We start from the raw sequence: 18,352 nt of genomic DNA on the forward strand, positions 1-18,352 counted from the left end.
AGGGGGGACCCCCAACGGGCTGGAGGTGCCTGGACCTGGGCTGGATAGAGACGGCGAACGGGCGGGTGGGTGGGAAACAAGACCCGGGCTGCGGCGGCCTCGACTGTGAACGCCGGAACAGTTGATACCCGCCCATCGCAGGCCAGGCGCCGCCTCAGGTCAGCGCGCGTCCCACCAGGTACACCGCCGGTGCGGCCGCCGCCAGCGGCAACGCCACTCCCGCCGTGAAGTGGACGAACCTCGACGGGTAGTCATAGCTGGCCACCCGGTGTCCGACGAGCGCACAGACACCCGCAGCCACCCCCAGCAACGCACCCTTGCTTCCCAGGTCCGTCATCCCCCCGACCGCGATCCCCGCCCCCGCAGCCGCCAGCAGGGCAACAACCACCGACGCCACCGTCGGCAACGGCAACGCCCGCGCGAGCACCGCCACGGCGACCGCGGCCGCCCCGACGCTCACCGCGTCCGGCTCCGCCGCGAGGTGACCCGCCGCGATGATCGCCAGCGCCGCCGAGGCGATCGTCGCCATCAGGCCGGACATCCGGGTGTCCGGGTCCGCGTGGGACCGGAGCTGCAGGACGAGGGTCAGCACGACCCAGACCCCGAGCGTGCCGACGATCGCCGTCGGCGCGTTCTCTCGCCCCGCCGCCAGCAGCGCCACATCAGCCGTCACCGCGCCCGCGAAGGCGAGGGCGATGCCCTGCCGGGCGGGCCACATACCGTTCAGCCGGAACCAGCCCGCCGCCGTGACCGCCTGGAGGACGACGAGGGGGACCACCAGCGCGTACGTACCGACGGCCGCCGTACCCGACAGCAGCAGCCCGAGCAGTGCCGTGAGGGCGGCCGGCTGCATTCCGGGCTCGATGATCGGCGAACGTCCTTCGAGCCGGGCCCGCTGCGCATCGGTGACGCGGGTGTTGCCCGCGACCGTGGCGGGCCCGTACCCGGGCCCGGCCGCATCCCCGCCGGCCCCCTGCGGCGGCAGGTACGGAGTCTCCGGTACCTCCGCCACCGCGGCCGGCACCACCGGGGCAGCCGTCACCGGGGCCTGCATCTGCGTCTCCCAGGTCTGCCCCTGCCACTGCTGCGTGTACTGCTGCGCCTGCCCGTCGTCGTACGCCGGCTGCTGCTGCCCGGGCCAGGCCGGAGTCTGAGGCTGCTGTCCCCCGTACTGCTGCTGTTGCTGCGGCTGCTGGTACGGGTCGTACCCCTCGTACGACTCGCCGTACTGCTGCCCATATCGCTGCTGGTCGCTCATAGCGCTGCGCTCACCCTCCTGCGAACGGCGGGAGCACCTCGACCGTGCCGCCCTCGGCCAGCCGTACCGTCTCATGTTCGCGGGTGCCCACGGGGTCACCGTCGATGAGGAACGAGCAGCGGAGCAGGACGCGGACGAGTTCACCGGGGTGCCGCTCGCGGACCTGGTCGAGCGCCCCGGCGAGGGTGACCGCGTCGTACGGCTCCTCGGCGGTCCCGGCCGCGGCCTTCGCGGCGGCCCAGTAGCGCACCGTGACCTTTGGCATCTGCCTGTTCTCTGCTTCCTCGATCGGCCGGCAGTCAATTGTCTGTTGCTGTTGTCTGTGACACCGCCAAGGCTAGCCCGCCCTCGTGACCGCCCAGTCCCCTATGCGCCGCAGCAGTTCGTCGTCCGCCGCGTGCTCCGCGTGGCCCATCCCCGGCTCCAGCCACAGTTCGCCCGTGTCGCCCGCCGCTTCCGCGAGCATCCGTGGATGGTCCACCGGGAAGTAGCCGTCCCGGTCGCCGTGCACGATCAGCAGCGGGGTCGGCGCCATCCGCGCCGCCGCCTCCACCGGGGAGAGAGGTACGGGGTTCCAGTCCTGGTGGTGGATCCGCGTACGGAGTCCGTATCGGCCCACCAGGCGGCCCTCGGGACGGGTCACCAGCCAGTGCACGCGCCGCATGGGGGCCGTGCCCCGGTAGTACCAACGGGCCGGCGCACTCACCGAAACCACCACGTCCGACGCCGCCCCCGTGCGCCCCCCGCGCTCCCGGCGCCCGGAACTCCCGTACAGCGCCGCGTGCCGCAGTACCACCGAGCCGCCCATCGAGAAGCCGACCGTGGCCACCCGGGTGTGCCCGAGCTCACGTGCCCAGCGGACCGCGGCGGCCAGATCGAGGACCTCGCGGTCGCCGACCGTCGAGCGCCCGCCCGACGCCCCGTGCCCCCGGAAGGAGAACGTCAGCACGGCCCCGTACTGCGCGAACGCCGCCGCCACCCGTCGAACGTGCGGCCGGTCCACGTCTCCCGTGAAACCGTGCGCGACGACGAACACGAGGTGATCGGAAAGGTGATCGGAAAGTGGCGTCGAGGTGTCGTATACAACGCCTCCCGGCTCGTATACGGCATCGATCGTCACCCCGTCGTCGGTGGTCAGAAACCTCCGCAGAGAGGTGCGATCGGCCGTCTCAGATTTCGGGACGGTGAAAGATCGCGTCACATGACCTGCCGGACCAGTGCTCATGTGGGCTATTCTGCTGGGCAGAGGACTCGGGCAGCGCAGCCCCCGAGTCCTTTTGTGCTTTCGGTGGCGCTGTATACGAAGCGGGTTACGAAGCGGAACGCTGTAGGAAACCGCAGGTGTACGCCACGCCACGTAGATCGCACAGCAGTGCAGAAGTACAGCAGTACCGCAGTACCGCAACGTCCTCGCAGGGACCGAGGAGGAACCAGACGTTATGGGCGAGCGAAACGTGCACGACCGTATGGCGACGACTATCCGGGTAGGTGGGACTCGATGAGTTCACTTCTCCTCCTGACCAATGCCCTCCAGCCGTCGACGGAGGTACTCCCCGCTCTCGGCCTGCTGCTGCACAACGTGCGCGTGGCTCCGGCGGAGGGACCCGCTCTCGTCGACACCCCAGGTGCCGACGTCATCCTGATCGACGGCCGGCGGGATCTGCCCCAGGTACGCAGCCTGTGCCAGCTCCTGCGCTCCACGGGGCCCGGCTGTCCGCTCATCCTCGTCGTCACCGAGGGCGGCCTCGCGGCCGTCACCGCCGACTGGGGTATCGACGACGTTCTCCTGGACACCGCCGGGCCCGCCGAGGTCGAGGCACGACTGCGGCTCGCCATGGGGCGCCAGCAGATCGTCAACGACGACTCCCCCATGGAGATCCGCAACGGCGACCTCTCGGTCGACGAGGCGACGTACAGCGCGAAGCTGAAGGGCCGGGTCCTCGACCTCACCTTCAAGGAGTTCGAGCTGCTGAAGTACCTCGCCCAGCACCCGGGCCGCGTGTTCACGCGCGCGCAGCTCCTCCAGGAGGTCTGGGGCTACGACTACTTCGGTGGCACCCGGACGGTCGACGTGCACGTACGACGGCTGCGCGCGAAGCTCGGCCCCGAGCACGAGTCGCTGATCGGGACCGTCCGGAACGTCGGTTATCGATTCGTTACGCCGGAGAAGGGCGACCGTACGAGCGACGAGGCGAAGGCCAAGGCAGCCCTCGCAAAGTCGGACGTTGCGGGCGTTACGGGCGATACAGCGGCCCTGGACGCCGTCGAGGAGTCGTCCGAGGTCACCGCCGAGGCGTGACCTCGGTGGCCGGGCGGTGACGCACGGCTGGTCCGCGCTCCGGGCGGGTGGATCGAATTCCTTACGCCCTGCCCAGAGCGGGTCCATCCGCGTAGACTCCGCGCGTGGCCAAGGTGACTAGGGATGATGTGGCTCGGCTGGCGGGTACCTCCACCGCCGTCGTCAGCTATGTCATCAACAACGGACCCCGGCCGGTTGCCCCGGCCACGCGCGAGCGTGTCCTCGCCGCTATCAAGGAACTGAGCTACCGGCCCGACCGGGTCGCCCAGGCGATGGCGTCGCGGCGCACGGACCTCATAGGCCTGATCGTGCCGGACGCGCGCCAGCCCTTCTTCGGGGAGATGGCGCACGCGGTCGAACAGGCCGCGTCCGAGCGCGGAAAGATGGTGCTGGTCGGCAACTCCGACTACGTCGCCGAGCGCGAGGTCCACTATCTGCGGGCGTTCCTCGGTATGCGGGTCTCCGGGCTGATCCTGGTCAGCCACGCCCTGAACGACAACGCGGCGGCGGAGATCGAGGCCTGGGACGCCCGGGTCGTCCTCCTCCACGAACGCCCCGAGGCGATAGACGACGCCGCCGTCGTCACGGACGACCTCGGCGGCGCCCACCTCGCCGTCCGCCACCTGCTGGAGCACGGCTACGAGTACGTCGCCTGTATGGGCGGCATCGCCGAGACCCCCGCGGTCGGCGACCCCGTCTCGGACCACGTCCAGGGCTGGCGGCGCGCGATGGACGAGGCCGGCGTCCCCACGGAGGGCCGCCTCTTCGAGGCCCTCTACAACCGGTACGACGCCTACAAGGCCGCCCTGGAGATCCTCGCCGACCCGGCCCGCCGTCCCCCGGCCATCTTCTGCTCCACCGACGACCAGGCCATCGGCCTGCTGCGCGCGGCCCGCGAACTGCGCATCGACGTCCCCGGCGAGCTGGCGGTGGCCGGCTTCGACGACATCAAGGAAGCGGCCCTGGCGGACCCGCCCCTCACCACCGTCGCCTCCGACCGCCCGGGCATGGCCCGGGCGGCCGTCGACCTGGTCCTCGACGACGGGGTACGGGTGGCGGGCTCGCGGCGCGAGCGGCTGAAGCTGTTCCCGTCCCGGTTGGTGACCCGGCGTTCCTGCGGCTGCGAGTAGACGCTCCAGCCGTTCGGCCGGGGTCTTTATTTCGGGCATACGAGCTTCTGTCGGGCTTCTCAGGGAGCACTCAGCCAGCTCTCATGCTGACGGGACAAGCTCTCTTCCATGACCGAGAGCTTCCGCCGCAGCGGCGAGTACGAGACCCCCCAGGGCCACGAGCCGCAGTCGGCGTACCCCCAGCAGCAGTACGCTTCCGCCCCCCAGGCTTCCTCCCCGGTGAACCCCGAGTGGCCGCCCCCGCCGGCGTTCGAGCCGCCGACGGTCCAGCAGCCCGCGTACCAGGAACCGGCCCAGCCCCAGGCCCAGCAGGCTCCGTACGGCCCGCAGGCCACGCAGGAGCAGCCCGCGGCCACGGCCACCCTGCTCGCGGAGCCCCCCGCCGATCACGCCGCCTCCGCCCCGCGCAGGAAGCGTGCGAAGGGCCCCTTCGCCCTCCTCGCCGCCGTGGCGATCGTGGCCGCGGCGATAGGCGGCGGCACGGCGTACGGCATCCAGGAGCTCACCAACTCCGACTCCGCCGTCACCTCCAGCAGCACCAGCACCAACGTGGTGCCGTCGAGCGCCAAGGGCACGGTCTCCGGGGTCGCCGCGGCGGTCAGCCCGAGCATCGTCGAGATCAACGCGACCTCCAACGCGGGTTCGTCGACCGGATCCGGCGTGATCATCACGTCCGACGGCGAGATCATCACCAACAACCACGTCATCACCGGTGCCTCGTCGATCAAGGTGTCGACCAGCGACGGCAAGACGTACACCGCGAAGGTCGTCGGCACCGACAGCAAGAAGGACCTGGCCCTCATCAAGCTGGAGAACGCCTCCGGCCTGAAGACGGCGACCCTCGGCGACTCCGCCGGCGTCCGGGTCGGCGACGAGGTCGTGGCGATCGGCTCCCCCGAGGGCCTGACCGGCACGGTCACCAGCGGCATCGTGTCCGCCCTCAACCGTGACGTCACCGTCGCCACCGAGGAGAGCCAGGGCCAGCAGCAACAGCAGGGCGGCGGCAGTGGCGGCTGGCCGTTCGAGTTCGGCGGCCAGCAGTTCAACGGCGACACCGGCACGTCCACGACGACGTACAAGGCCCTCCAGACGGACGCGTCCCTCAACCCCGGCAACTCCGGCGGCGCGCTCATCGACATGAACGGCAACATCATCGGCATCAACTCCGCGATGTACTCGGCGAGTTCGTCCTCGTCGGACGCGGGCAGCGCGGGCCTCGGCTTCGCCATCCCGATCAACACCGTCAAGTCCGACCTGGCGACCCTGCGCTCGGGCTCCACCAGCTGACGTCGACGCCCGGCACACGCACGAGAACCGAAGTGAGATGAGGGGTACGTCATGATCAAGCAGGTTTCGCACAAGCTGACCGCCGGTACGGCGGCCACCGGCCCGGCCGCCCTGGACCTCGCCCTCGGCGTGGCCTTCGCCCTGCACCCGCCGACGGCGACGACCCGGGCCGCGGAGGTCGCCACGGTCACGCATACGGCCGCCGCCCGCAGGGTCACGACGCGCGGTCGCCGTCCCGCACTCAGCTGATCCGCTCCACAGCTGATCCCTTCTCTCCGCAGCAGACCGGAAACGTGCGAGGCTGAAGGCGCCCGACACGTCCCACCGCACCCGAGGAATCCACGACCATGAGCCCCGCCGAAGGCGACCGTGACACCCAGCGCATCCTGATCGTCGACGACGAGCCGGCTGTGCGCGAAGCACTCCAGCGCAGCCTCGCCTTCGAGGGGTACGACACGGAGGTCGCGGTCGACGGCGCGGACGCCCTGGAGAAGGCGACCGCGTACCAGCCCGACCTGGTCGTCCTCGACATCCAGATGCCGAGGATGGACGGCCTGACGGCGGCCCGGCGTATGCGCGGCGCGGGCACGACCACGCCCATCCTGATGCTGACGGCCAGGGACACGGTCGGCGACCGCGTCACCGGCCTGGACGCGGGAGCGGACGACTACCTGGTCAAGCCCTTCGAACTGGACGAACTCTTCGCCCGGGTACGGGCCCTGCTGCGCCGCAGCTCCTACGCGGCGGCGGCCGTGGCGGGCAGCCTCCCGGAGGACGAGGCACTCACCTTCGCCGACCTGCGCATGGACCTCGCGACGCGCGAGGTGACGCGCGGCGCCCGGTCGGTGGAACTGACCCGCACGGAGTTCACCCTCCTGGAGATGTTCCTGGCCCACCCGCGCCAGGTCCTCACCCGGGAGCAGATCCTGAAGGCGGTCTGGGGCTTCGACTTCGAGCCGTCCTCCAACTCCCTCGACGTGTACGTCATGTACCTCCGCCGCAAGACGGAGGCGGGCGGCGAGCCGCGCCTCGTCCACACGGTCCGGGGCGTGGGGTATGTGCTTCGACAGGGCGGCGCGGAATGAGCAGAGTGGGACGCCGGTACCGATCCCTGCCGATCCGGTCGCGGCTGGCGTTGCTGGTCGCTGCGGCTGTGGCGTTCGCGGTGGCGGCGGTTTCGGTGACGTGCTGGTTCATCGTGCAGGGCAAGTTGTACGACCAGGTCGACAACGACCTTCAGAAGATGACCCAGCGCGGGTTCGACGACAACAGCCTCCGCCAGCTCGTCGCCAACTGCAGCGAGACCCCGCAGCAGAACAGCAACGACTTCCGGGCTCCGAACAACTACCTCCAACTGGTCAAGCCGGACGGAACCATCTGCGTCGCAGGGTTCTCGGAGGGCACGGTCAAGGTGACCAGTGCCGACAAAGAGCTGATCGAGGACACCAGCGCCACCAACGGCATCCTCCATAACGGCACGGACAAGAACGGCGACTCGGTACGGGTGATGACCCTGCCCGTAGCTGTCAGCGAAGGTCCCGGCACGCAGCCGTACCGTGCCGCCCTCGTCATCGCGGTCCCTCTCAAGGGCACCGAGTCCACCCTCAATGAGCTGGCCCTGATCCTCCTCCTCGTCTCCGGTATCGGAGTCGTGGGCGCCGGCGCGGCCGGGCTGGCGGTGGCGCGGGCGGGCCTGCGCCCCGTGGACAAGCTCACCGAGGCCGTGGAACACGTCGCCCGCACCGAGGACCTGAGCGTCCGCATCCCGGTGGAGGAGGACAGCGACGACGAGATCGCCCGCCTCTCCCGCTCCTTCAACTCGATGACCTCCTCGCTCGCCAACTCCCATGAGCTGCAACAACAGTTGATCGCGGACGCCGGCCACGAACTCCGCACCCCCCTGACTTCCCTCCGCACGAACATCGAACTCCTCACCCGCAGCGAGGAGACGGGCCGCCCGATCCCCGAGGCCGACCGCAAGGCACTCCTCGCCTCGGTGAAGGCCCAGATGACCGAACTGGCCGCCCTGATAGGTGACTTGCAGGAGCTGTCCCGTTCGGAGGGCCAGCGAGGTGAGCGCGTTCAGGTGGTCGCCATGGAGGACACCGTGGAGTCGGCCCTGCGCCGGGCCCGGCTCCGTGGACCCGAGCTGACGATCACCGCGGACATCCAGCCCTGGTTCGTCCGGGCGGAGCCGTCTGCGCTGGAGCGGGCGGTGGTCAACATCCTGGACAACGCGGTGAAGTTCAGCCCCGAGGGCGGCACGATCGAGGTGCAGCTCAGCGGCGGCACCCTGACGGTCCGCGACCACGGGCCCGGTATCCCCGCCGACGAGATCCCCCACGTCTTCGACCGCTTCTGGCGCTCACCGAGTGCACGCGCCCTCCCCGGTTCGGGCCTGGGTCTGTCGATCGTCGCCCGTACGGTCCAACAGGCGGGCGGTGAGGTCACGTTGGCCCGCGCGGCGGGCGGCGGCACGGTGGCCACCGTACGGCTGCCGGGGGCGGCGATTCCGCCGCCGGAGGCGATGTAGGGCGCCCAAGCGGTTCAGCGTGGGCGTCGAGGTTCGGGCCGAGCGCCGCCCCGACCGGCCGGTACCGCCGATGGCCGGCCGGTACCGCCGCGATCGGGGCGGTTGTGCTCGTCTGCCGGCCGGCAGCGGCTACCGTCCGCTGCCGGTCCGACGGCCCGGCCTCACTTCAGGTGTCGGGTGAGGAACTGGGCCGCGTTGTCCCCCGCGAACTGCGGGACACCGGTGTGCCCGCCCATGTTGGCGTGCAGGGACTTCTCCTTGGAGCCGAAGGCGTCGAACAGGTCCAGGGACGCCTGCCGGTCGTTCCCTTCGTCGTCCCACTGCAGCAGGACGTGCAGGGGAATGGTGACCTGCCGGGCCTCCTCGAACAGGGCGCGCGGCACGAAACTCCCGGCGAACAGAACGGCGGCCGAGATACGAGGCTCGACCACCGCCAGCCGGACGCCGATGGAGATCACTCCCCCCGAGTACCCGACCGGGCCACCGATCCCGGGCAGCGACAGGAGTGCGTCCAGGGCGGTCTGCCATTCCGGGACCGCCTTGTCGACCAGCGGGAGGACGAGGGCGTCGACGATCTCGTCGCTGACCGGCTCGCCGGCCTCCACCGCCCGGCGCAGGTCGGCACGGGCCTGCTCGACGGCGGGCCAACGGGGCCGGTCTCCGCTCCCGGGGAGCTCGATGGTGGCTGCGGCGAAACCCTCCGCCACGGAGTGCCGGGCCCGGGCCACGAGTCGGGGGTACATCTTGCGCAGCCCGAGGGGAGGGTGGCCGAGCAGGATCAGCGGCGCCGGTGCGGATGCGGACGCCGATGCGGGTGTCCACAGGAGTCCGGGGATGTCACCGAGGGTGAATTCGCGTTCGAGGACGCCGTCGTCGAGACGCTGTTCGGAAGTGAATCGCATGGTCGTGCCTTTCGGGAGTGCGCTTGAACGGCGCTCCCGGACGACCTATCGCCCGACCGTGGCCCCGGAGGGGAGCACCCATGTCGATACAGCGTTCACGGGTACCACCTCCTCGTTCTCTCCCACGGCCTCCGGCAAAGTAGCAGTGGTCGCCGTGGTCCGCCAACGGGTTTTATGGCTGCGCCGATCCGGCAACGCTCCTCGGCCGTGTGGCTGATCAGCCACACGGCCGAGGAAACCCCCGTTTGCATGATCGAGAATGCCCTGGTGGGGCCCGGGTTGTCGTTCTCAGCCAGTCCACACTTTCTTGGCACTGCGTCTACTCTCGGCCAACTCCGCTTCGGACAGGGCCTGTCTCCCGATCCTTCCGCTTCCTCTGCGGTCCCTGGCCTTCGTCGCCTCAGCGCGGCAACCTTTGCCTCCTCGGCTGCAACACCCAAGTGACGTGGTTCTCCCTCCAGTCAAGCCCCCCTCGAACCCCTCTTCACCCCTCTTGACCCCTCACTTGATCGGAAGCAGTCGTGAGCGAAACCCGCAGCAAGTCCCGTAGCCGCAGTCGTCACCGCCGCCGCAAGACCGCACTGCTCGCCGGGGTCCCGCTGGCCCTCGCCTCCGCCGGAGCCATGGCCTACGGCGGTGTCTTCGGAGTGTTCGGCGCGGACGCGCAGCCGAAGGCGTCCGCCGCGACCTCCGCCGGCTCCGCCCTCGCCGGTGTCACCGACGTCGCCAATGGCTTCGCCTCCGTCAACGCCCTTGGCCAGAACGGGACTTACGGCGGCCGGGACGGCCAGACCGTCACTGTGAAGACGCTCGCCGACCTGGAGAAGTACGCAACAGCCTCCGAGCCGTACATCATCGTTGTCGCCGCCACCATCACCATGGACCCGGTCGGCAAGGAGATCAAGGTCGCCTCCGACAAGACCATCATCGGGTCGGGGACCTCCGGGCAGATCGTCGGCGGTGGGTTCTTCCTCGGCACCGGGGTCCACAACGTCATCATCCGGAATCTCACCATCCGGGACGCCTACCAGGGCATCTGGAACGACAAGGAGCACGACTTCGACGCGATCCAGATGGACGGCGCCCATCATGTGTGGATCGATCACAACGACCTGCGGCACATGGCCGACGGTCTCATCGACAGCCGCAAGGACACGACCTACCTGACCGTCTCCTGGAACAAGCTGAGCCAGGACAACAAGGCCTTCGGCATCGGCTGGACCGAGAACACCACCGCCGACATCACGATCCACCACAACTGGATCCGCGAGACCGAGCAGCGCAACCCGTCCACCGACAACGTGGCCCACGCGCACCTCTACAACAACTACCTGGAGGACGAGGCGGGGACCACCATCAAGTCCTCGTACGGCAACTACTCGCGCGGCAAGACCAACATGGTGCTGGAGAACTCCTACTTCCAGGGCATGACCAACCCCGTCGTCCGCGACGCCACCGCCACCCTCGTCCAGCGCGGCAACGTCTTCTCCGGGACGACAGGGAAGAACGAGAGCGGGGGGTCGGGCGCGGCCTGGGACCCGAAGACGTACTACAGCTACACCCCGGACAAGACGGCCGACGTGCCCGCGCTGCTCAAGTCCGGTGTGGGGCCGCGCAGTTCCGTGGCCAAGGCGACCAGCACCGCGACCACCACGGCCGCCGCCGCCACGACCCTCACCGTCGCCGCCGACGGCTCCGGCCAGTACCGGACCGTGCAGGCCGCCGTGAACGCCGTACCCGCGAACAACACCTCCCGGGTGGTGATCTCCGTCAAGCCGGGCACGTACCGCGAACTGGTCAAGGTGCCGTCCAACAAGCCGCACGTCACCATCCAGGGCAGCGGCGGCAGCCGCAAGGACACCACGATCGTCTACAACAACGCGTCCGGTACGCCGAAGCCCGACGGCTCCGGCACATACGGCACCGGCGGCAGCGCCACCGTCGCCGTCGACGCGGACGACTTCCAGGCCCGCAACCTGACCATCTCCAACGACTTCGACGAGGCCGCGCACCAGGACATCGCCAACCAGGCGGTCGCCCTGCGCACCTCCGCCGACAAGGTGTTCCTCGACAGCGTCATCGTCAGCGGCGACCAGGACACCCTGCTGGTGGACACCGCGTCCAAGGACAAGCTGGGCCGCGTCTACATCACCAACTCCTACGTCGTCGGCAACACCGACTTCATCTTCGGCCGGGCCACCGCCGTGATCGACAAGTCCGTCATCACCCTGAAGAAGCGCTGGAACGGCACCTCGGCCGGCTACGTCACGGCCCCCAGCACCGCCGCGAACCGCAAGGGCATCCTGATCGCCAACTCCACGGTGAACGGCGACGTCTCCGACCGCAGCTTCTACCTGGGCCGCCCCTGGCACGCGGGCGGCGACGCGACCCTCGACCCGCAGACCACCATCCGCAACACCTCCCTGAGCGCCGCGATCAGGACCACTCCCTGGACCGACATGAGCGGCTTCTCCTGGAAGGACGACCGCTTCGCCGAGTACAAGAACACCGGCGCGGGCTCGGGCGCCGCGAGCGGCGACCGCCCGCAGCTGACCGACGCCCAGGCCACCGGCCAGGAGGTCGCCGACTGGCTGGGCGACTGGACACCCACGGCCGGCTGACCGGCGTAAGCACAGCAGAACGGCTGGGGAGCGCGAGCCGATGCCCCGCTCCCCAGCCACACCCGCCACCCGCCCTCTCCGCATCCTCACCTCCCCAGCCCCCGCACACCCCTTTCCCAGGCCCAGCACAGCCCGTCGTCGCACGTTGGAGGGATGGCGCGGAAGATCCTGCTGGCCGACGACGACGCGGCCGTACGTGAGGGGCTCGACCGGGTGCTCAGGTTCGAGGGGTACGAGACCGTGCTCGCCGGGGACGGCCGTGCGGCGCTCGCCTTGGTGGCCGAACCGGACAGCGCACCCGACCTCGTGCTCATGGACGTCACCATGCCCGGCCTCGACGGGCTCGCCGCGACCCGGCGGCTACGGGCCTCGGGGTGCACCGTCCCGATCCTGATGATCACCGGACGGGCCGCGGTCGGAGACCGGATCGTCGCGCTCGACAACGGCGCCGACGACTACCTCATGAAACCCTTCGCCACCGAGGAACTCCTCGCGCGGGTAAGGGCGTTGCTGCGCCGGAGCCCACAGCGCGAACCCCGGCCGCCCTCGCAGCTCGCGGGCCTCAGCTTCCAGGACGTCCACCTGGACCCGAGGACCCGTACCGTCACCCGCGCCGACCGCCGACTCGACCTCACCAAGACCGAGTTCAACCTCCTCGAATACCTGCTGAGACGGCCCGACAGGATCCTCGGCCGGGTCCAGATCCTCAAGGACGTCTGGGGCTTCGACTTCGAGCCCGCCTCCAACACCCTTGACGTGTACGTCATGTACCTGCGCCGGAAGCTGGAGAGCCGGGGCGAACCCCGGCTCATCCACACCGTCCGGGGAATGGGCTACACCCTCAGGGCCAGTGTCAGCGTCTCCTCCCGCCGGTAGGACCCGGCCGGTTGGGGGAGCAGCGGGGCCGCGAGCCTCGCGTACCCGCCGCCCCGCGCCATCAGTTCGTCGTGCGTGCCCGTCTCGGCGAGGCGGCCGTCGTCGACGACCAGGATGCGGTCGGCGTCCGGGGCGAGGCTCAGATCGTGGGTGATCATGATGGTCGTACGGCCCGCCATCAGCCGGCGCAGCGCCGGGACGATCCGGCGGGCGGCGATCGAGTCCAGGCCGGCCGTCGGCTCGTCGAGGACCAGTACCGGGGCCCGGCGCAGCATGGCCCGGGCGATGGCGATCCGCTGCAGCTGGCCGCCGGAGAGCGTGGCCGTGCCGGGGGCGATCCTCGTGCCGTACCCCTCGGGGAGCGCGGTGACGAAGTCGTGCGCGTCGGCCGCCCGAGCCGCCGCCTCGATGTCCGCGTCGCTCGCGCCGGGGCGCCCGCACTCGATGTTCTCGCGGATCGACCCGTGCAGGATCAGCGTCTCCTGCGGCAGCAGCACCACGTTCTCGCGGAGGAAGGTGAGGGGTACGTCGGTCAGCGGGACGCCGTCCAGGCAGATCACGCCCGCCGAGGGGTCGTAGAAGCGGGTGAGGAGCTTCGACAGGGTGGACTTTCCGGCGCCGCTCGCCCCCGTGATCAGGACCAGTTCGCCGGGGGCCGCGGTGAAGGTCACCTCGCGCAGCGACGGCCGCCGGTCCGTTCCCTCGCCCGGGTAGGTGAAGGAGGCCCCGTGGACGCTGACCCAGCCGCGCACCGGCCACTGGGCCACCGGCTCGGCCGGGTCGGTGACGGCGGGCTCGGCGTCCAGCAGCTCGCCGAGGCGTTCCGCGCCCGCGGTCGCCGCCGTGAGGGTCAGGCCGAGCTGGCCGAGGCTGCGGATCGGCGGGTAGAGGTAGCCGACGAAGGCGGCGAAGGCCAGCAAGGCACCCAGTGACATCCGGCCGGCGGAGATCTCCCAGACGCCGAGCCCGATCACCGTGAGGACGCACAGCGTCTCGACGACCTCGACGAACTGTTCGTACATCTCGCTCAGCCGCGCCCCGCGCACGCTCGCCCTCATCCAGGCGCGGGCCTCCCGGTCGAGGCGCTTCTCCTCGTCGCGGCGGCGGTTGTAGGCCTGGGTGAGGACGATGTTGCCGAGGGACTCCTCCACCACGGAGGTGATCGCGCCGTCGGCGACCCGCTCGTCCTGGCTGGCCGTCCGGATACGGCCGGCGAAGCGGCGGGCGGCGAGGAGGAAGAGGGGGGCCAGGAAGAAGGTGACCAGGGCCAGGTCCCAGCGCAGCCAGAGGGCTGCGGCGGAGTAGAAGAGGGCCGAGAAGGCGGCGGAGACGGTACCGACAACTCCCGAGACGACCATCTGTTCGATGGCTTCGACGTCACCGGTGAGACGTTCCACCAGATCGCCCTGGCGGTGTTTCTGGAAGAAGTGGGGCGGGAGGTCCTGGACATGCCGGAAGACGTTGGCGCGCAGGCGCAGGACGAATCTCTCGGCGGTCCAGGTGGCGAGCGAGTTTCCGGCGTAGCCGACGAGCGCGCCGAGGACGGCGACGGCCAGCCAGGCACCGGCCGGGCCCCAGAAGGCGGCGAGGGAACCGGCTTTCAGGGCGTTGTCCGTCAGTTCCGCGAACAGCAGGATCGCGGCGGTCTCGGCCAGCGCGGACACCACCACGCACATGACGATCGCCACCAGCCATTTCCGGTCCCCGCGCGTCAACGGCCAGAACCGGCGGAACGCCTCCCGGACTTCCCTCATGCTCAACTCCCTTTCCTTTTCTCCTTACACGCCCGAGGCGGGGCCACCGGGACGATGCGCTCGCCCTCCGGTGACCCCGCCTCACGGCAGGTCTCAGTGCTGGTGCCCGACCGGACGACGCGGCACCTTCTGGGGCGCCGGCTTCTTCGGAGCCTTCTTCTTGGGAGCCGGAGCCGGGGCGGCGGGCTTGGATGCCTTCTTGACGGGGACAATCTTGTGGAAGCTCATAGGAATTCCCTCCCGGGTTGTGAATTGGCTGTTCGCGTTTTGCTTTTAGCTGTGACTGCGGCTGTGTTCTGCGTCAGCCCTTATGGGCGACCGGTCGACGCCTGGGAGTGACCTTCTTCGGCGCGGGCTTGTGGGGCGGCGGGACGGCCTTGCGGGCCTTCTTGACCGGGGCGATCTTCTTGAAGCTCATATTGCTCTCCCTTGCTTTCCGTGTCGTCCGCCGTTCGCTTTCGACATGGAAAACACTACGGGACCCGAGAAGCGGAAAAGACCAATTCCGCTTAGACCTCGGTTAATAGCAGCTGAGACCAATTTTCAGGACACCCGGGGAACCGATCCCCATTTCACACAGGATTTATTACGGGCATGACAGAGGGCCCAAGGCAACATGCCTTGGGCCCTCTGGGATGGAACCGCTACCGCTACTGCACGACCGTGATCCGCTTCGCCGCCGGCGGCGCGATCGGGGTCGTGGCCGTGGAGTTGGCGGTCAGGTAGTCCGCCAGCGCCGCGAGGTCGTCCCCGCCGACCAGGTCGTTCGTGCCCTGACCCAGCGTCGGGAAGCCGTCGCCGCCACCCGCGAGGAAGCTGTTCGTCGCGACGCGGTAGGTGGCGGCCGGGTCGATCGCCGCACCGTTCAGCTTGACGGAGTCGGCGACCAGGCGCGCGGCGCCGGCCTTCGTCAGGTCAAGGGTGTAGGTGAGCCCCGTCGACACCTGGAGCACCTTCGGCGAGGCCGTGTTCGTGCCGCTGACCTGCTCCTGGAGTACGGAGACGAGCTGCGCGCCGGTGAAGTTCTGCAGGTTCACCGTGTTGGAGAACGGCTGGACCGTGAAGCCCTCGGCGTAGGTGACGACACCGTCGCCCTCCGCGCCCTTCGCCGCGAAGGTGAGCCCCGCGCGGATTCCGCCCGGGTTCATCAGCGCGAGGTCGGTCTCCGGGTCGAGCTTCCTGCCGTACGCCAGTTGCGCGTCGGCGATGAGGTCGCCCATCGGGGACTCGGTGCCGGTGTTGTTGATGTCGCCGGAGATGTAACCGATCGCGCGGTTGCCGATGGGCGCCGCGAGGGTGTTCCAGCGGGCGATCAGGTCGGTCATGTCCGCGGCCTTGGCGACGGTCCGGGTGACCACGTGGTTCGCGGAGGAGACGGCCGTACGGGCGATGTCACCCGTCCAGCGGTCGTACGTCAGCGTGGTGTCCGTGTAGAGGCGGCCGAAGGACGCGGCCGAGGTGACCGTGCGCGGCTTGCCCGACGGGTCCGGGATCGTGCAGGCGTACGCCGCGTGCGTGTGGCCGGTGACCAGCGCGTCGACCTTCGAGGTGACGTTCTTCGCGATGTCGACGATCGGCCCGGAGATACCGGAGCCGCCGCCCGCCGCGTCGCAGTCGTAGTTGTACGCGCCGGAGGCCGGGAGGCCGCCCTCGTGGATCAGCGCGACGATCGACTTGACGCCCTGCTTCTCCAGCTCCTTGGCGTACTTGTTGATCGTCTCGACCTCGTCCTTGAACTTGAGGCCCTTCACGCCCTCGGCGGAGACGACACCGGGGGTGTCCTCCAGGGTCACGCCGATGAAGCCGATCTTGACGCCGTTCTTCTTCCACACCCAGTAGGGCTTGAGGATCGGCTTCTTGGTCTTCTCGTCGAGCACGTTCGCCGCGAGGTAGGGGAAGTCCGCCCCCTTGAACTTCTTTCCCTTGACGTAGCAGCCGTCGGTCGGGTGGCAGCCGCCGTTCTGCAGACGGGCCAGTTCCCTGGCGCCCTCGTCGAACTCGTGGTTGCCGACCGAGGTGACGTCGAGGTCGAGGCCGTTGAGCGCCTCGATGGTGGGCTCGTCGTGGAAGAGGCCCGAGATCAGCGGGGAGGCACCGACCATGTCGCCGCCGGCCGCCGTGATCGAGTACGGGTTGTCCCCGCGCGCCTCGCGCAGGTGGGTGGCGAGGTACTCGACACCGCCCGCGTCGATCGTCTTCGTCGTGCCGTCGGCCTGGAGTTCGGTGACCCGGCCGGAGGAGCCGGACGGCGGCTCCAGGTTGCCGTGCAGGTCGTTGAAGGACAGCAGCTGCACGTCCTGGTAGCGGCTCGGCTTGCTGTGTCCCTGGCTGCCGGGCTTGGACGCGCTGCCGCCGGCGCTGGCCGGGAGCGCGGCGGCCGCGAGTGCGCCGACCGTGGCGATACCGGCGACGCCGGCGAGCAGTGCGCGCGTACGGCGTCTGCGGCGGTGGTACGGCTGGGGTGTGGCTGGCATGTGCCCCCCTGAAGTGAGCGAGATTCGGAAGACTGAAGACTTGGGAAGCGCCCAGGGGACGCCCCGTGGACGCCCCTTGGACGCCCCGTGGACGCCCAAGGAAAGGACGACTTAAGAAGAGGGTGAGAATGTGATCCCGTCCCGGCGCAGCCTAGGGTCAACGCGCGTAGCGCGACAGGGGTTCAGGGTTACGGAACGGTTGCCTCCTCGGGAGATTCACCATGAATCGGGCAGGCCTTACCCTCGTAGCCATGACCAGCGACGACACCGCGCGCCCCGGCTCCCCCGACCTGTCTCGTTCCATCGACACCCTGGCCGCCCTCACGCCCGAGCGGGCCGACGCCGTCCTCGCGTTGCTCGCGGAGGCCGCCCGGACCGACGGCCAGCAGGCGGTGTCCGAGCAGGGGCGGCTCCGACTACGCGGGGGCGCCCGCGAGGGCGTGTCGCACTTCCTCCTGATCGTCGGCGGCGAAGTCGTCGGCTACGCACAGCTGGAGGACACCGACCCGGTCGAGGCGCCGGCCGCCGAACTTGTCGTCCACCCCGCCCACCGCGGCAACGGTCACGGGCGCGCCCTCGGCTCGGCCCTGCTGGCCGCCTCCGGCAAGCGAGTGCGCGTCTGGGCGCACGGCGCCCACTCCGCCGCCCGGCACCTCGCCCAGGTCCTCGGCCTCGCCCTCTTCCGCGAACTGCGCCAGCTGCGGCGGCCGTTGACCGACCTGGAGCTGCCCGAGCCGAAGCTTCCGCAGGATGTGACGGTACGGACCTTCGTGCCCGGCGAGGACGACGCGGCCTGGCTCGCCGTGAACGCCGCCGCCTTCGCCCACCACCCCGAACAGGGCTCGCTCACCCAGCGCGACCTCGAAGACCGCATGGCCGAGGCCTGGTTCGACCCGGACGGCTTCTTCCTCGCCTTCCGCGACGGCGAGCTCATCGGCTTCCACTGGACGAAGACGCACACGGCGGAGGGCCTCGGCGAGGTGTACGTCATCGGCCTGCGCCCGGGCGCCCAGGGCGGCGGCCTCGGCCGGGCGCTCACCACGATCGGCCTGCGCCACCTGGCGGAGCGCGGGCTGCCCACAGCGATGCTGTACGTCGACGCGGACAACACGGCGGCGGTGGCGCTGTACGAGCGGCTGGGCTTCGAGACCCACGAGACGGACCTGATGTACCGCACGGAGTCGTAACACGCGGGCACTCGCAGGACGTGGGGGCGGT

16 protein-coding genes are annotated in these 18,352 nt (G+C 69.9%); 9 read left to right on the plus strand and 7 right to left on the minus strand.

Features of this window, described 5'->3' with window-relative positions; all coding sequences use genetic code 11:
- Nucleotides 1–154: 154 nt before the first annotated feature.
- The 3 genes from ACW4TU_RS20640 to ACW4TU_RS20650 all read right to left on the minus strand — a co-directional run bounded on the left by ACW4TU_RS20640 (nucleotide 155) and on the right by ACW4TU_RS20650 (nucleotide 2,483).
- On the minus strand, nucleotides 155–1,258 hold the full coding sequence (locus tag ACW4TU_RS20640) for a hypothetical protein (protein WP_457429563.1): 1,104 nt from the start codon (nucleotides 1,256–1,258) through the stop codon (nucleotides 155–157).
- Nucleotides 1,259–1,268: 10 nt separating this feature from the next.
- Nucleotides 1,269–1,523 carry a MoaD/ThiS family protein gene (locus ACW4TU_RS20645; RefSeq protein ID WP_457429565.1) on the minus strand — a complete coding sequence of 85 codons (255 nt, stop codon included), beginning with the start codon at nucleotides 1,521–1,523 and terminating at the stop codon, nucleotides 1,269–1,271.
- Between the two features lie 72 nt (nucleotides 1,524–1,595).
- On the minus strand, nucleotides 1,596–2,483 hold the full coding sequence (locus tag ACW4TU_RS20650) for an alpha/beta hydrolase (protein ID WP_457429566.1): 888 nt from the start codon (nucleotides 2,481–2,483) through the stop codon (nucleotides 1,596–1,598).
- A gap of 273 nt (nucleotides 2,484–2,756) precedes the next feature.
- Between ACW4TU_RS20650 and ACW4TU_RS20655 the strand changes: the two genes are divergently transcribed.
- The 6 genes from ACW4TU_RS20655 to ACW4TU_RS20680 all read left to right on the plus strand — a co-directional run bounded on the left by ACW4TU_RS20655 (nucleotide 2,757) and on the right by ACW4TU_RS20680 (nucleotide 8,507).
- A complete protein-coding gene (locus ACW4TU_RS20655) occupies nucleotides 2,757–3,557 on the plus strand; it encodes a response regulator transcription factor (protein ID WP_457429568.1) in 801 nt (266 codons plus the stop codon).
- A 104-nt stretch (nucleotides 3,558–3,661) separates the two neighbouring features.
- The gene (locus ACW4TU_RS20660) at nucleotides 3,662–4,687 is read left to right on the plus strand and encodes a LacI family DNA-binding transcriptional regulator (protein WP_457429569.1); all 1,026 of its coding nucleotides are present in this window, start codon (nucleotides 3,662–3,664) and stop codon (nucleotides 4,685–4,687) included.
- A gap of 108 nt (nucleotides 4,688–4,795) precedes the next feature.
- The gene (locus ACW4TU_RS20665; protein ID WP_457429571.1) at nucleotides 4,796–5,974 is read left to right on the plus strand and encodes a S1C family serine protease; all 1,179 of its coding nucleotides are present in this window, start codon (nucleotides 4,796–4,798) and stop codon (nucleotides 5,972–5,974) included.
- Between the two features lie 51 nt (nucleotides 5,975–6,025).
- Nucleotides 6,026–6,223 carry a hypothetical protein gene (locus ACW4TU_RS20670; RefSeq protein ID WP_457429572.1) on the plus strand — a complete coding sequence of 66 codons (198 nt, stop codon included), beginning with the start codon at nucleotides 6,026–6,028 and terminating at the stop codon, nucleotides 6,221–6,223.
- A gap of 98 nt (nucleotides 6,224–6,321) precedes the next feature.
- Nucleotides 6,322–7,059: a response regulator transcription factor gene (locus ACW4TU_RS20675; RefSeq protein ID WP_457429574.1), complete on the plus strand. Its 738-nt coding sequence runs from the start codon at nucleotides 6,322–6,324 to the stop codon at nucleotides 7,057–7,059.
- On the plus strand, nucleotides 7,056–8,507 hold the full coding sequence (locus ACW4TU_RS20680) for a HAMP domain-containing sensor histidine kinase (protein ID WP_457429576.1): 1,452 nt from the start codon (nucleotides 7,056–7,058) through the stop codon (nucleotides 8,505–8,507). The genes ACW4TU_RS20675 and ACW4TU_RS20680 overlap by 4 nt, the downstream gene beginning before the upstream one ends.
- A gap of 161 nt (nucleotides 8,508–8,668) precedes the next feature.
- Here the strand turns inward: ACW4TU_RS20680 and ACW4TU_RS20685 are convergent, their stop codons facing one another.
- On the minus strand, nucleotides 8,669–9,409 hold the full coding sequence (locus ACW4TU_RS20685; protein WP_457429578.1) for a dienelactone hydrolase family protein: 741 nt from the start codon (nucleotides 9,407–9,409) through the stop codon (nucleotides 8,669–8,671).
- A gap of 521 nt (nucleotides 9,410–9,930) precedes the next feature.
- On the opposite strand from ACW4TU_RS20685, the gene ACW4TU_RS20690 reads away from it, so the two are divergent.
- Both ACW4TU_RS20690 and ACW4TU_RS20695 read left to right on the plus strand, forming a co-directional pair.
- Nucleotides 9,931–12,030, plus strand: coding sequence for a pectinesterase family protein (locus ACW4TU_RS20690; RefSeq protein WP_457429579.1), 2,100 nt, complete (start codon nucleotides 9,931–9,933; stop codon nucleotides 12,028–12,030).
- Between the two features lie 153 nt (nucleotides 12,031–12,183).
- On the plus strand, nucleotides 12,184–12,906 hold the full coding sequence (locus ACW4TU_RS20695; RefSeq protein WP_457429581.1) for a response regulator transcription factor: 723 nt from the start codon (nucleotides 12,184–12,186) through the stop codon (nucleotides 12,904–12,906).
- Here ACW4TU_RS20695 and ACW4TU_RS20700 read toward each other — a convergent pair.
- From ACW4TU_RS20700 to ACW4TU_RS20710, 3 genes are all read right to left on the minus strand, one after another.
- Nucleotides 12,864–14,660 carry an ABC transporter ATP-binding protein gene (locus ACW4TU_RS20700; protein ID WP_457429583.1) on the minus strand — a complete coding sequence of 599 codons (1,797 nt, stop codon included), beginning with the start codon at nucleotides 14,658–14,660 and terminating at the stop codon, nucleotides 12,864–12,866. The genes ACW4TU_RS20695 and ACW4TU_RS20700 overlap by 43 nt on opposite strands.
- 93 nt (nucleotides 14,661–14,753) lie before the next feature.
- On the minus strand, nucleotides 14,754–14,888 hold the full coding sequence (locus tag ACW4TU_RS20705; protein WP_457429585.1) for a hypothetical protein: 135 nt from the start codon (nucleotides 14,886–14,888) through the stop codon (nucleotides 14,754–14,756).
- A 422-nt stretch (nucleotides 14,889–15,310) separates the two neighbouring features.
- A complete protein-coding gene (locus ACW4TU_RS20710) occupies nucleotides 15,311–17,134 on the minus strand; it encodes a bifunctional metallophosphatase/5'-nucleotidase (protein ID WP_457429587.1) in 1,824 nt (607 codons plus the stop codon).
- A 251-nt stretch (nucleotides 17,135–17,385) separates the two neighbouring features.
- On the opposite strand from ACW4TU_RS20710, the gene mshD reads away from it, so the two are divergent.
- Nucleotides 17,386–18,321 (plus strand): mycothiol synthase, encoded by a 936-nt coding sequence (gene mshD / locus ACW4TU_RS20715; RefSeq protein ID WP_457429589.1) that lies wholly within the window; start codon nucleotides 17,386–17,388, stop codon nucleotides 18,319–18,321.
- The last annotated feature ends 31 nt before the right edge of the window (nucleotides 18,322–18,352 follow it).

It is taken from the genome of Streptomyces kryoterrae, assembly GCF_054072135.1.

Bases quoted from the DNA above. Each gene is read 5' to 3' on its own strand.
- ACW4TU_RS20695 (WP_457429581.1), top strand. From the start codon at position 12,184: ATGGCGCGGAAGATCCTGCTGGCCGACGACGACGCGGCCGTACGTGAG.
- ACW4TU_RS20640 (WP_457429563.1), bottom strand. From the start codon at position 1,258: ATGAGCGACCAGCAGCGATATGGGCAGCAGTACGGCGAGTCGTACGAG.
- ACW4TU_RS20700 (WP_457429583.1), bottom strand. From the start codon at position 14,660: ATGAGGGAAGTCCGGGAGGCGTTCCGCCGGTTCTGGCCGTTGACGCGC.
- ACW4TU_RS20655 (WP_457429568.1), top strand. From the start codon at position 2,757: ATGAGTTCACTTCTCCTCCTGACCAATGCCCTCCAGCCGTCGACGGAG.
- ACW4TU_RS20665 (WP_457429571.1), top strand. From the start codon at position 4,796: ATGACCGAGAGCTTCCGCCGCAGCGGCGAGTACGAGACCCCCCAGGGC.
- ACW4TU_RS20680 (WP_457429576.1), top strand. From the start codon at position 7,056: ATGAGCAGAGTGGGACGCCGGTACCGATCCCTGCCGATCCGGTCGCGG.
- ACW4TU_RS20710 (WP_457429587.1), bottom strand. From the start codon at position 17,134: ATGCCAGCCACACCCCAGCCGTACCACCGCCGCAGACGCCGTACGCGC.
- ACW4TU_RS20645 (WP_457429565.1), bottom strand. From the start codon at position 1,523: ATGCCAAAGGTCACGGTGCGCTACTGGGCCGCCGCGAAGGCCGCGGCC.
- mshD (WP_457429589.1), top strand. From the start codon at position 17,386: ATGACCAGCGACGACACCGCGCGCCCCGGCTCCCCCGACCTGTCTCGT.
- ACW4TU_RS20705 (WP_457429585.1), bottom strand. From the start codon at position 14,888: ATGAGCTTCCACAAGATTGTCCCCGTCAAGAAGGCATCCAAGCCCGCC.
- ACW4TU_RS20650 (WP_457429566.1), bottom strand. From the start codon at position 2,483: ATGAGCACTGGTCCGGCAGGTCATGTGACGCGATCTTTCACCGTCCCG.
- ACW4TU_RS20675 (WP_457429574.1), top strand. From the start codon at position 6,322: ATGAGCCCCGCCGAAGGCGACCGTGACACCCAGCGCATCCTGATCGTC.
- ACW4TU_RS20670 (WP_457429572.1), top strand. From the start codon at position 6,026: ATGATCAAGCAGGTTTCGCACAAGCTGACCGCCGGTACGGCGGCCACC.
- ACW4TU_RS20685 (WP_457429578.1), bottom strand. From the start codon at position 9,409: ATGCGATTCACTTCCGAACAGCGTCTCGACGACGGCGTCCTCGAACGC.